This window comes from Pseudomaricurvus alkylphenolicus (assembly GCF_011683955.1).
Lineage (GTDB): Bacteria > Pseudomonadota > Gammaproteobacteria > Pseudomonadales > Cellvibrionaceae > Pseudomaricurvus > Pseudomaricurvus alkylphenolicus.
Map to the genome: position 1 here is coordinate 151,301 of NZ_JAAQPI010000004.1, position 13,151 is coordinate 164,451.

10 protein-coding genes and 1 pseudogene are annotated in these 13,151 nt (G+C 54.0%); 5 read left to right on the plus strand and 6 right to left on the minus strand.

Annotated elements, in window-relative coordinates; genetic code table 11:
- Window positions 1–57: 57 nt before the first annotated feature.
- Both HBA55_RS12510 and HBA55_RS12515 read right to left on the minus strand, forming a co-directional pair.
- Window positions 58–1,458: a tryptophanase gene (locus HBA55_RS12510; RefSeq protein WP_166991403.1), complete on the minus strand. Its 1,401-nt coding sequence runs from the start codon at window positions 1,456–1,458 to the stop codon at window positions 58–60.
- 908 nt (window positions 1,459–2,366) lie between these two features.
- Window positions 2,367–4,508 (minus strand): annotated as a pseudogene (locus tag HBA55_RS12515) (oxidoreductase); the annotation flags it as partial.
- Between the two features lie 258 nt (window positions 4,509–4,766).
- Here HBA55_RS12515 and HBA55_RS12520 point away from each other — a divergent pair.
- Window positions 4,767–5,243, plus strand: a complete 477-nt coding sequence (locus HBA55_RS12520; protein ID WP_166991409.1) for a MarR family winged helix-turn-helix transcriptional regulator — start codon at window positions 4,767–4,769, stop codon at window positions 5,241–5,243.
- Between the two features lie 50 nt (window positions 5,244–5,293).
- A complete protein-coding gene (ggt, locus tag HBA55_RS12525) occupies window positions 5,294–6,862 on the plus strand; it encodes a gamma-glutamyltransferase (RefSeq protein WP_206019773.1) in 1,569 nt (522 codons plus the stop codon).
- Here ggt and HBA55_RS12530 read toward each other — a convergent pair whose 3' ends face one another.
- The 3 genes from HBA55_RS12530 to HBA55_RS12540 all read right to left on the minus strand — a co-directional run bounded on the left by HBA55_RS12530 (window position 6,863) and on the right by HBA55_RS12540 (window position 9,315).
- Window positions 6,863–7,261 carry a c-type cytochrome gene (locus tag HBA55_RS12530; protein WP_166991412.1) on the minus strand — a complete coding sequence of 133 codons (399 nt, stop codon included), beginning with the start codon at window positions 7,259–7,261 and terminating at the stop codon, window positions 6,863–6,865.
- Between the two features lie 10 nt (window positions 7,262–7,271).
- Window positions 7,272–7,790 (minus strand): hypothetical protein, encoded by a 519-nt coding sequence (locus tag HBA55_RS12535; RefSeq protein WP_166991414.1) that lies wholly within the window; start codon window positions 7,788–7,790, stop codon window positions 7,272–7,274.
- Window positions 7,791–7,851: 61 nt separating this feature from the next.
- Window positions 7,852–9,315 carry a flavin monoamine oxidase family protein gene (locus tag HBA55_RS12540; RefSeq protein WP_166991417.1) on the minus strand — a complete coding sequence of 488 codons (1,464 nt, stop codon included), beginning with the start codon at window positions 9,313–9,315 and terminating at the stop codon, window positions 7,852–7,854.
- Window positions 9,316–9,499: 184 nt separating this feature from the next.
- On the opposite strand from HBA55_RS12540, the gene HBA55_RS12545 reads away from it, so the two are divergent.
- Window positions 9,500–10,120, plus strand: a complete 621-nt coding sequence (locus HBA55_RS12545; protein WP_166991420.1) for a TetR/AcrR family transcriptional regulator — start codon at window positions 9,500–9,502, stop codon at window positions 10,118–10,120.
- A gap of 23 nt (window positions 10,121–10,143) precedes the next feature.
- Here HBA55_RS12545 and HBA55_RS12550 read toward each other — a convergent pair whose 3' ends face one another.
- Window positions 10,144–10,905 (minus strand): SDR family NAD(P)-dependent oxidoreductase, encoded by a 762-nt coding sequence (locus HBA55_RS12550; protein ID WP_166991423.1) that lies wholly within the window; start codon window positions 10,903–10,905, stop codon window positions 10,144–10,146.
- Window positions 10,906–11,078: 173 nt separating this feature from the next.
- Here HBA55_RS12550 and HBA55_RS12555 point away from each other — a divergent pair, with 173 nt between their 5' ends.
- Together HBA55_RS12555 and HBA55_RS12560 are read left to right on the plus strand one after the other, a co-directional pair.
- Window positions 11,079–11,906 (plus strand): enoyl-CoA hydratase family protein, encoded by an 828-nt coding sequence (locus tag HBA55_RS12555; RefSeq protein ID WP_166991425.1) that lies wholly within the window; start codon window positions 11,079–11,081, stop codon window positions 11,904–11,906.
- Between the two features lie 2 nt (window positions 11,907–11,908).
- Complete coding sequence (locus HBA55_RS12560; RefSeq protein WP_206019778.1) at window positions 11,909–13,087, plus strand: acyl-CoA dehydrogenase family protein; 1,179 nt, start codon at window positions 11,909–11,911, stop codon at window positions 13,085–13,087.
- Window positions 13,088–13,151: the final 64 nt, after the last annotated feature.

A 13,151-nucleotide genomic window follows, 5' to 3' on the forward strand; every position in this document is an offset into this window, starting at 1 on the left:
AAGTGGGTGCGGGCAGAAGAATGCCCTAAACCTGTCTGATCCAGGACGAATAGCAAATCACACCGGTTTCAAACGGGCGGTAAAGTGCCTGAGAACCGGGGGCTCATAGGTAAACGCCAGACCACGAATCGACTCTGCTCGCTTCTTAACCTCAATCAGACAGTCGGCAATGTAATCCATGTGGTCGTTGGTGTATACGCGTCGTGGAATGGTCAAGCGCAGCAGCTCCATGTTTGATGGCTTTTGCGCCCCTGTCGCTGGCTCGCGGCCGAGTAGTAGCGAGCCAATTTCCACGCCGCGTACGCCTCCCTCCAGATATAGCTCGTTGGCCAGGGCATGGGCTGGAAATTGTTCCGCGGGAATATGAGGCAGCAGAATCTTGGCATCGACAAATACTGCGTGGCCACCCGTTGGCGTTTGAATCGGGATGCCACCTTTTTCAAGGCGCTCACCCAGGTAGGCCACCTGTGCGGTGCGATAGTGCAGGTAATCTTCATTCATGCCTTCATACAGCCCCACAGCCAGTGCCTCCATATCTCGACCGGCCATACCGCCGTAAGTAACAAAACCCTCCATGGGCACACAGCGGGTTTGCACTTCCTGGAACAGCTCCTCATCGTCGCGGATGCAACAGAGCCCGCCAATATTGACAAGAGGATCTTTTTTCGCGGACATCGTGAGCATATCGCCGTACTGGTACATTTCCTTTACGATTTCGGCGATGGTCTTATCCGCGTAACCGTCTTCCCTCCGCTTGATAAAAAACGCATTTTCGCAGAAGCGGGCGGAGTCGATCACCACTGGAATGCCGTATCGCTTGGCGAGCCGATAAACCGCCCGCATATTGGCCATGGAAACCGGTTGGCCACCGGCGCTGTTACAGGTGACGGTGGTAATAATAGCTGCGACCTTGTCAGCACCATATTCGGTAATGGTTTGTTGCAACAGGTCCAAATCAAAATCACCCTTCCAGTCATAGTGGCTGGTGGTATCAAAAGCCCGTTGCGTGACAACGTTGATTGCCTTGGCTCCATTGAGCTCGACGTGCGCTGCAGTAGTGTCGAAATGGTAGTTGGAGATAAAGACAGGCTGCGGATTGTCGTTTCTCCCTTCGGTCACTTTCCTCACCAGGCTGGGGAACAAAATCTGTTCCGCCCCGCGACCCTGATGTACCGGTAGTGTATGAGCATAATCAAAAATATCTTTAACGGCATTGTCCAGCTTATAAAAGCTGTCACTGCCGGCATAGGCTTCGTCGCCAACCATCATGGCGGCCCACTGGCGGTCGCTCATGGCGCCTGTACCGCTGTCGGTCAGCAGATCGATATAGACGTCTTCGCTTTTCAGCAGGAAAGGATTGTAACCGGCTTGCTCCAGGGCCAGTTTGCGGTCTTCGCCGCTGGTCATACGGATAGGCTCTACCATCTTGATACGGAAGGGTTCAGGAATACGACGCATGGGTTTTTCCTCGCGCGCAGGGGTTCATTGGCGCAGTTTTTAAGGCGCTGAACGGCTGCGTTTAAAAATGTTTTGGGTTTGATTACAGGGCGTAATCAGGCGCGAGGGAAATCGTAGGTGAGCAGGATGTCCTGGGTATACCAGGAGATTGCTGAGTCGGGGTGATTGTTGATGGAGGCGTTCATGGGGGCAATTTAACGAGGAACTGGTAGGAGTTCAAGGTTTGAAAGGAAGGGAATCAACCTCATTTGATCTCGATCACTTACTATTAAAAATTAGTGCGAAAAAGTCGGCCTACCTAGGTCTAAAGGGTGGCTGGGTGTTCGTTGGAGGGGCATTTCAAGCGAACGCCGAAGGAGTCAAGGAGACAAGCGTTTTTTGCTTGGCTCATTGGGGACGGAGGGAAGCCTGGAGGGCCGGTAGCGTGCCCCTCCAACGGATACCCAGCCGCCCGTTGTGGCACAGAATCATCAGCCCCTTGCGTCCTGTCAGCAAAGAAAAGACCTGGGAAAAACACCTATATCTAATGGCACTCAGTGGACTGTCAGATCCTATCAGTTTCCTCCAGCCTGGAACGACACCACGTCAATATTTTCGTAGGGTAGGTGCGTTCTGCATAAAAAAATCCCGACACAAGGCCGGGAGGGTGCAAAGGGCGGCAGGAGCCGCCAACAGACTGTTTCTGAAATTTGTACTTACGCCTGATCTTTATAGTGGCGTTTGGGCTTGGCCTTTTTCTGGGTTTCCAGCAGCTGGTCACGCGCTTTGCCAAGCACACTGTAAGCCTGCTGCTGGCCGGAGATATACTGTTTCTCCCACCCCTGGTCCACTTCAATACCGTAGCTGGCCGCTGCCTGACGGGTAAAGTACGGATTCCACAGATGCGGACGGGCAATGGCAACCAAGTCGGCACGGCGAGTGTGGAGGATGGTATTCACCTGACCGGCATCAGTGATGTTACCCACGGTCATGGTGGCAATCTTGGGCACATTGCGAATCGCTTCGGAAAACTGTACCTGGAACATACGGCCATAAACGGGTTTCTGGTCGGCAACGGTCTGGCCGGCGGATACATCGATCAGGTCGCAACCGGCGTCGCGGAAAGCTTCGGAAATTGCAAAAGTATCTTCTTCACTGATACCCCCCTCTTTCCAGTCGCAGGCAGAAATACGTACAGACATGGGCTTTTGCTCAGGCCAGACGTCACGCATCGCATTGAATACCATCAACGGAAAACGCAGTCGGTTTTCCACGCTGCCGCCATATTCGTCAGTGCGCACGTTGGTCAATGGCGACAGGAACGAGGCCAACAGGTAACCGTGGGCACAGTGCAGTTCGAGCATATCAAAGCCCGCACGGTCAGCCCGCTGGGCAGCGCTGCGGAAGTCATTGATGATGCGGTCCATACCTGCCTGGTCCAGTTCCGCCGGCACCTGAGAAATGCCATCGAAGTAGGGAATAGGCGATGCCGAGGTGATCGGCCAGTTTTTGCTGTCATCCTCGATGGGCATATCCATTTTTTCCCAACCCAACTGGGTAGAGCCCTTGCGGCCGGAGTGACCCAACTGCATACAGATCTTGGTGTCGGTGCTGGAGTGAACAAAGTCCACAATACGCTTCCATTGTGCCTCCTGCTCATCCGTCCACATACCTGGGCAGCCGAGGGTAATGCGTGCATCGGGAGATGGACAGGTCATTTCCGTGTAAACCAGGCCCATACCGCCTTTAGCATGGCCGGCGTAGTGCACCAGGTGCCAATCCGTCAGATCACCATTTTCGTCCGCGCTGTACTGAGCCATTGGCGACATCACCACGCGGTTGCGCAGCTCCATATCGCGCAGCTTAAATTTGGTAAACATCGGCGTGGGGCGAGACTCGCGGTAGTCATAGCCTGTCTCTTCAAAGTAGCGCTGGTACCATTCGGTATCGGCTTTCTCCACAAATTTGGGATCACGCAAGATCAAATTATCGTAGGTCACGGACTTGGCGCGACACATTACCACCATGGCGAACTGCATGGGATCCATATCCCAGGATCGGTCGAAATGTTCGAACCAGGCCAGGGAAACGTCGGCGTTGTGCTGTACGATTTGAGCAGGAACGCGACGCAATTCATCGTAACGCTGGAACGCTTTTTCCACACTTTCTTCGGCGCATTCAATCACGGCATCGTGTAAACCAATGGCACATTCCATCGCCAACTTGGTACCGGAGCCAATAGAATAATGTGCAGAGGCTTTGGCATCGCCCAAAATCACAATATTCTTGTGGTACCAGTTTTCGCAGAAGATGCGCGGGAACTGCCGCCAGTGGGAACGGTTCAAAATCAGTGGGTAACCTTCCAGTTCTTCGGCGAAAATCGCTTCCAGCTTCGCGCGCGAATCCTCTTCGTTGGTCACCTCAAAGCCGTGGCCCTGCCAGCACTCGTCGGACATCTCAAAGATCCAGGTAGAGCGGCCGGGCTCATACTGATAGGTGTGGGCACAGATCAGACCATGCTCGGTTTCTTTAAAGAAGTAGGTAAAGTCTTTCAGCGGACGCTCAGAACCCATCCACACAAAACGGTTGGACTTCATCACCGTGGTCGGCGCAAAGTGCTCTTTGTAGTGCTCGCGGATGGAGGAGTTGATACCATCAGAGGCCAGAATAATATCGGAATCCGCGAATTGGGTTTCCAGATTATTCACATCAATGATGGTCTCGAAATTCAGCTTGATATCCAGCTCACGGCAACGTTCATGCATCAGGTTCAGCAGACTGACGCGCGAGGTACCGCAAAAGCCGTTACCCTCACAGCGTATTTCCTCGCCCTTGCGGCGAATCACAATGTCATCCCAGTAGGCAAAGTCATCACGGATGCGCTCGTAAGAAGGCTGGTCGCGGGACAGGAATTCTTCCAGGGTTTCGTCGGAGAACACCACACCAAAACCAAAGGTGTCATCCGGGCGATTTTGCTCATACACCTCGATATCCCAGTCTGGACGAGCCTTCTTGGTCAGGATAGAGAAATACAGGCCGCCTGGGCCACCACCAATAACGGTAATTTTCATGTCGCACGTCCTCTACTGTCTTTTATCTGTATTTCCGGGCTGCTGGTAACCACCCCGGATTGATTAACTTGATGGGATTATCTTACACATTTTTATATTACGTGTAATATATTTATATGGAATATAGATGCCCGGTTAAATAACTTAAGACTCTAAGAAAATTCGTCTTTATTACTTTTTGTCTATTGGTGCCAAGATTGCGCTACAATGCTGGCCATTGACCCTTATTTCAATTGAATCACCGGACCCAACCTCCTGATGCAAAGCCTGAAAAGTCTGCATAAAGACGACTCCGATACCCTGTACTTGAAGCTCTGGCTGCAACTGGCACGCAGCTCCAAGGTGATGGAGCAGGAGATGGAGACCCGCTTTCAGAAGAACTTCAAGCAGAGCTTATCTCGCTTCGATGTACTGTCTCAGCTCGATCGTTGCGATCCGGATTGGTTGCCCATGGGCAAACTGGCCGGACAATTGATTGCTTCCAAAGGCAACATCACCCGTCTGGTGGACCGTATGATCTCAGAAGGCTTGATCGATCGACGCCCCAGCCCGGAAGACCGACGCATCATCCAGGTGGGTTTGACGGACAAAGGTCGCTCTTTATTTGCTGAAATGGCCGTGGCCCACGCGGATTGGGCCAAATCATTGCTGGGTAGCCTGGATATTGGCCACGGGCAGGAACTTCTTGATCTGCTGGTAAACCTTAATCGCGCCGTAAAAGCTAATATGGAGTAAAGCGGCTACACTTAAAGCAGCTTTTTAATGACTGCTTTAGGTGGATTGGCGTGTCTTCAACATCTTGTCAGGGAATGATCGCCTGTGGTCACCCCGCCACCGCCTCCGCTGCGGAGGAAATTCTGCTCGACGGCGGCAACGCCTTTGACGCTATCGTTGCCGCCCATTTTGCCGCTTGCGTCGCGGAGCCCGTGCTTGCCTCGCTCGGTGGTGGCGGCTACCTGTTGGCACATCCACTGGATCGCGATCCCATCGCCTACGATTTTTTTAACCAGACGCCGCGCCACAAGAAACCTGAATCCGATATCGAGTTCTATGCCATGTTGGCGGACTTTGGCACCGCCCAGCAGGAATTTCATATCGGCCTGGGCTCCATGGCAACACCAGGAGCCATACGGGGCATGTTTGCCATCCATGGGGACTTGTGCAAACTGCCCATGCGACGTCTGGTGCAACCGGCAGCTCGGCTGGCTCGCGAAGGCGTTGTCTTTAATCATTTTCAATCGTACATATTTGATATTATCGCTCCCATTTTCACCGCCACTGAAGAAGCGAGAAGTATCTATACATCTGATGGCAAGACGCTGATTCGGGAAGGTGAAACACTGATCCAGACGGCCATGGCCGACACATTAGTGGCTCTCGGCGAAGAGAAAGAAGATCTGTTTTACGAAGGTGACATTGCTCAACGGCTGGCTGAACATTGCCAGCACCAGGGCGGCCACTTAACGCTGGAAGATCTCAAACATTATGAGGTCATCCGCCGCCAACCGCTCACTCGTCAATATCGTAAAGCTCGGTTGTACACCAATCCCCCGCCCTCTTCCGGCGGTACTCTGATCGCCTTTGCCTTATCGTTGTTGGAGACTGAAAACCTGGCCTCATTGGGTTGGCATAGCCCTGAACACTTGGGGCTGCTCGCCGATATTATGGCACTGACCAATAAAGCCAGAATCGATGCCCATCTGGATGACGACGACAGCCCCATCTCCCATGACCATCATTTGAAGCAACTTCTCGATCCTGTTCTGCTCGAGCAGTATCGACAGCAGATCCACCAACGCAGCCAGTGTCTGCGAGGGACGACCCACCTCACCGTTATGGATCAATACGGTAATAGTGCAGCGATGACTGTCAGCAACGGAGAGGGTTGCGGGCATATCCTGCCGGGCACCGGCATTATGCTCAATAACGTGTTGGGCGAAGAGGATTTAAACCCGGGAGGTTTTCACCGTTGGCAACCCAATCAGAGAATGACATCCATGATGGCCCCAAGCCTGATTGAAACCGATAACCAGCGGATCGCACTCGGCTCCGGAGGTTCCAATCGGTTGCGTACGGCTATTTTACAAGTCATCAGCAACCTGGTGGATTTTGGTATGTCACCTGAGCAGGCTGTCGATAGCGCTCGCATTCACGTCGAGAACGAATTGCTGAATATCGAACAGGTCAACGGTGAAGTTCCCGCCAGCTTGCTGCAAGCCTACCCACAACACCGGTTATGGCCCGAACGGAGTTTGTTTTTTGGCGGCGTGCATACAGTGGTGCAGATGGCAGAGAGATTTAATGGTGCCGGCGATCCGCGGCGCGGTGGCGTCGCGGTGAGGGTGGGAATATAGCTATCGGGATGTTCCTTTCAGGTAACAAATCACCGCCTGCCGCTGGTGCTCCTTGCGAATCCCCGCAAACGCCATGGTGGTGCCAGGAAAGTTCTTCATGGGATTGGCAAGGAATTTGTCCAGCGCCGCTTCTGACCAATGAGTGCCCTGCTCACTTAGCGCCGGAGAGAATGGAAAACCTTCAATCTTGCCAATGCCACGGCCAACCACACCCAGTAAGTTGGGCCCCGCAGCGTGTGAGCCGCTGTTGTCAAAGGTATGGCAAGCCGCACATTTGCCAAATATCTTTTTACCCAGTTTCTGATCGCATTCGCCTGAAGATTTCGCGCCGGCTAGGGCGCACACAGGAATCAACACAAAAATGAGTGCTTGTATGACGGTTCGAACCCATATTCTCATGGCACCAACCTCAACGCATACTCACGGAAGACGGCAAGTTCAGGAACCCCTTGCCTTCGTCCGTCCCCAGGAAAACATCTTCCGACGGTGCTGGCAGGTACTCAAAGTTACTTTTAAATGAACCGGAAACACCCTGCCATTTTCCGGTACCACCTGTTACGCGATAGCGATTTGACTCGCCCTCGGTCACCAATTCGATCATCAATCTGTCGTTATCAGAGTCGGCCCAACTGCATCGCCCGACCCCGCTGGTACCAGCGTGGCCACCCACCTCATCGAAGCCAAGACAATCTATGGAGAACTTCCATTGTTTGCCGCTATTTGTCGTTAGCGTTGTTGCCCCTTTGACGCTGTAAACAAATGCACTTTGACGTTCACCGGTACTGATCAGACTTTCCGTAACGGCGTGAAAGGCGCCGGATAACTTCACGTTCAGGCGTTCAGCGGATATGGCGGTTGTGGAGATTGCCAGAGCTGCAACGGCGATGACAGACTTGATTGTGGTCGCAGGTTTGGTAGACAGTTTCATAATGACATTCCTCTCTGGTGTCGTTTTCAGAATCTTTCGGAGTTAAAGATCAGTGATCGGTTTATGCCGACTTTGCGCTAGGCGAGGAGACTCCGGCCAGTTCTTCCGGGATCAACCTTTCACCGACCAGGCGGGCTGCCCTGGCTCCGGTTTCGATGGCGCCGTCAATAAAACCACGCCAACCATTGGCGATATCCGCGCCGGCGAAGTAGAGGTTACCCTCTGGGCGCTGAAGCTCCTGCAGTGCCCCGGTCAACATCCCGGGCGGATACATACACCAGGTGCCTTTGGAGAAGGGATCAAGATTCCAGTCATAGCTAAAGGACTCCAGCAGTTCCACTCCAGGCTGGAAAAGATGCACCGCTTTCTGGATTTCCTCGTCATCGTTAACGTCCAGATAATCGGGCGATGCGTTAAAACCAACAGTGATCTGGCTATCGCCATCGTCGTACTCCGTCCAGTAAAAGTTAAACGCCATATCCTCACGACCCTGTGCAAAAATCACCGGATGCTTACCTTTAATACGCATGTAAACTTTACTGCCAGAACCTGTGTGACCTTGCTGGCTGGCGTCGAGCTTGACGTGTGAAATGGTCGGTTCGAATTGAATCTGGGAAAGGACATTGAGAGGCAGTGCAAAAATCACCGTTCGAGCGCGAATGTGTTCACCGCGCCCCGTTACAATGCTGACGCCACCAGCCTGCTGGGACACACTTCGAACCACCGTACCCAAACGTAACTCCGCCCTGCTGTCGCCTTGCATTTTTTCCAACAATGCTCGGGTACCGCCTTTTAAGCGGTAATAACCCAAGTTGGACCACATAAATGCCTGATCAAAACCGCCGAGGGCAATCCAGCGCAAGTGGTCGAGGTAGCTGCTCTCAGTGGCGGGGGCATGTCCGTTAATAGCGGCAAGACTGCGAGCCAGGGTTTTCTGAACGTCGCTCAGGTCCAATTTTTCGATCGCCTCCGCCGCGGACATTTGATCCAGTTGCTGGAATTGGCGACTTTGCGACTGCAACAGGGGCTCATAGGGGTGAGGAAACATCTCCCTGGCCGGTGCAAAAAACTTTTCGAACGCTTCAGTGGAAAGCCTGCCGTACTCTGCACCATTACCTTCCATCCGCTCGCGGCCGTGGTACCAAACGAATTGCTCGGCACCGGTGGAAGCGCTCATGTCGATCTCCATACCGTAACGCATGCACTCCGACCACACATGAGGCTGGCCCCAACCCAACCAAGTGCCACCGGCATCAATATCATGCCCACCAAAGCGGGTGGTAAAGGTGCGGCCACCAAGACGCGGGCGAGCTTCCAACAGCAGTGTGCGCAGGCCCATCTGGCTGGCATCGCGAGCGGCGGTGACTCCGGCGAAACCCCCGCCAATCACCACAGTGTCGTAAAGGTCTGTGCCGTTACTGTCAGCGTGTTTTCTCTCGCCTGCCGACCCACCGGCCAGGGATGATCCGGCGGCGGCAACAGAGAGGCCCCCCAAGGTGTGTTTGATAAATTGACGACGTTGCATGGCAGCTTGCCTCCCGCTCCGAATCTTTTTTGAGGGTCTCCCGGCCTGTTTCCAGGACAGCCTCTGGGATCTTGAAACTTCTTAAATTTGTCATACGACTGACCAAACTATACTCGGCAGGAATATTGCCGGTCAAGACTTTTGTCATCTAACCAAACTAGCTCTTATTCGCTATAATCACCGAATGACAAAATCCAACACCCCCAAGCGCACCCGCGCAGGCACCGCCCAACGTACCGATGGCAAGGCTACCGCCGTCAAAATTGTCGAAGCCGCCTACCAATTGCTTAAAACCGATGGCGCCGATGATTTCTCCTTGCGTAATGTCGCCCAAAAGGCAGAGGTCCGGCTGGCCAACCTGCAATACTACTATCCTCGCAAGGAAGCCCTGATCCGGGCGCTAATGGAATATGTGGGGGACGAATACGACCGACGCTATGAACGGCATCTGCTCAGCGTCGAGGATTCTCCTTTGGGGCGCTTTAAGGCGGTGATTGAATTTAACCTGGCGGATGTCAGTGCTCCGGAAACCCGGCACTTTTTTATTCAATTCTGGCCGTTATTGGGTGTCGCAGACAATTACACGGGTGAGTTGTTGGCGCAGTTCTATACTCCACAGAAGCGCCAGCTATGTAGCAGAATCAAAGAGCTGAATCCTGCGCTGACGCCCCAGGAGATCACCTTGCGAAGCGAACTGATCACCGCCATGTTTGAGGGTTTGATGGTTACGTCGAGCCTGGAGCACTCGGATCTGGAGGCCATGAAGACTCTGATACTCGACCAGGCGTTGGCTCTGGTAAGCTGAGTTCTGCAGAGTCATTCGAGACCTTACATTACTTCTCCACCCGCAACCGCAATCGCCTGCCCGGTCACCGATTCCGAGCCGGGCTGGCACAACCACAACACCGCATTGGCCACTTCTTCAGGTTGTACCAGTCGCCCTTGAGGGTTGCTGGCCGTCAGCTCGGCTCTCGCCTCCTCTTCCGTACGACCGGTTTTCTCCATGATGGTGGCAATGGAATCCTTGACGATATCAGTCTCGGTATACCCGGGGCAGACGGCATTAATGGTAATGCCCTTAGCCGCATTCTCCAGGGCCATGGAACGGGTCAAACCCAAAGTGCCGTGTTTGGCCGCCACATAGGCGGAGACATAGCCGTAACCCTTGAGCGCCGCAGTACTGGCAATATTAATTATCTTGCCGCTGTTGCGGGGCTGCATGTCCTTTAAAGCCTCGCGGCTGCAGTAAAAGACACTGTCGAGATTCACCGCCATCATCCGGCGCCAGAGATCATCATCCATTTTGTGGGCCGGCGCCGTGTGCGCCTGACCGGCGTTGTTGACCAGTATGTCGATGGGGCCGAAGCCCTCCCGGGCTTGTTCGAAGGCATGGGCAATAGCACCGCTGTCGGTCACATCCACTGAAATCGCTTGTGCCTCTGCCAACTCAGCCGCTTTGGCTTGCAGGGATTCCAGGGATCGCCCCATCAAACTGATCTTGGCGCCTTCTGCCGACAAGGCATCCACAATCGCCGCTCCGATGCCACGTCCTGCTCCGGTAACCACAATATGCTTATTTTTCAATGACATAGTTCTATTATCCCAATTTCTCGGCGGCAATTGACAATCAATTTTATATTACACGTAAAATATTTGCCAGTAATGGATTTACTCTCTACAATGTCAGCATCTCTAACCATACTCATAGACAGCAATTGCGCAGATAGCCAACGACTAACGATTAAACGAGAGGAGCCCGTCACATGCGAGACAGGAACCGTTTTGACCCCACCACCTACAGCCCGGAACATTTTCTCTGGAGCTTTGATCAGGGCGTAGCCACCATCACCCTGAACATCCCCGACCGCAAGAACCCTCTGACCTTTGAGTCCTATGCGGAGCTGCGCGATACCTTCCGCGACCTGGTGTATGTGGACGATGTGAAAGCGGTGGTGATGACCGGTGCGGCGGGCAACTTCTGCTCCGGCGGCGATGTACACGACATTATTGGCCCCCTCACCCGCATGGATATGCGCGGCCTGCTGGACTTTACCCGCATGACCGGTGATCTGGTTAAAGCCATGCGCAACTGCCCGCAGCCAATTTTGTCCGCCATCGATGGTATTTGCGTTGGCGCAGGCGCGATCATCGCCATGGCCAGTGACCTGCGTTACGGCACCGAGAAGGCCAAAGCCGCGTTTCTGTTTACGCGCGTGGGCCTTGCCGGTTGCGATATGGGCGCCTGCGCCATGCTGCCGCGTATTATCGGCCAGGGCCGCGCCTCGGATCTGCTCTATACCGGTCGCACCATGAGCGCGGAAGAAGGCGAGCGCTGGGGTTTTTATAACCGCCTCTGCTCATCGGAGACCGTGCTGGAAGAAACCCAGGCCATGGCTCATAAACTGTTGCAGGGCCCTACCTTTGCCCACGGTATTACCAAGACCATGTTGCACCAGGAGTGGAACATGAGCATCGACCAGGCCATCGAGGCGGAAGCCCAGGCACAGGCCATTTGCATGCAGACCGCCGATTTCGAACGCGCCTACAACGCTTTCGTCAACAAAGAGAAACCCACGTTCGAGGGTAACTGATTATGGAACTGTCTCTGGTCGACAAGACTTATCTCAATTGGCCATTCCTGGAAGACAAACATCGCCAGCTGGCCAACGATATTGATACCTGGGCACAGGCCAATATCGATGGCGAAGCCCATGGCGATATTGACGTGGATGCCGAGTGCAGCAAGATCGTGCGGCAGTTGGCCGAGGCCGGTTTTCTGAAGCACTGCGTTGCCCTTCGCGATGAAAACGGCAAGCTGGATGTTCGCAGCATGTGTCTGATGCGTGAGCACCTGGCCCGCCAATCCGGCCTGGCTGATTTTGCCTTTGCCATGCAGTGTCTGGGCAGTGTGGCCATCAGCCTGTTCGGCAACGATGAACAGCAACAGCAATACCTGGCTGCAGTTCGCGCCGGTGAAAAAATTGCCGCATTTGCCCTGACCGAGCCAGACGCCGGCTCCGACGTCGCTGCCATGAGCACCAGTGCGGAGCTGGATGGTGACGAATATGTCATCAACGGAGAAAAAACGTTCATTTCCAACGGTGGCATCGCGGATTTTTACACTCTGTTCGCCCGCACCGGTGGCGAGGGGGCTCGGGGCATCACGGCATTTATCGTTGATGCCAATACTCCGGGTCTGGAAATCGCCGAGCGCATTAATGTGATTGCGCCGCATCCATTGGCACGGCTGAAATTCACCAACTGTCGTGTTCCCAAGAGCGCCATGCTGGGTGAAAAAGGTAAGGGATTTAAAGTCTCCATGGCGACCTTGGATGTGTGTCGTTCCACCGTGGGCGCCGCGTCCCTGGGCTTTGCCCGTCGGGCGCTTGCTGAAGCCCTGCAGCGTACTGCAAGCCGCGAGCTGTTCGGCGCGCCCATGAACCAGATCCCCGGCGTGCAAACCCAACTGGCGGAGATGGCGACCAACATTGATACCAGCGCGCTGTTGATCTACCGCGCCGCTTGGACCAAGGATTGCGTTGCTGACCGTATCACCCGCGAAGCGGCCATGGCCAAGATGTATGCCACCGATTCTGCCCAACAGACGATCGATGCTGCAGTACAGCTGTTCGGGGGACTGGGTGTTACCAGCGGCATCAAGGTTGAAGAGTTGTACCGTGAGGTGCGTGCCCTGCGAATTTACGAAGGTGCGTCCGAGGTACAGAAACTGATTATCGCCCGCCAGACGTTGCAAAACGCGGGTGTGATATGACAAACCCTCAGAGCAACGCCAGTTGCTAACCAACATAGCAAACCGTAGGGTGGGTTAGCGAAGC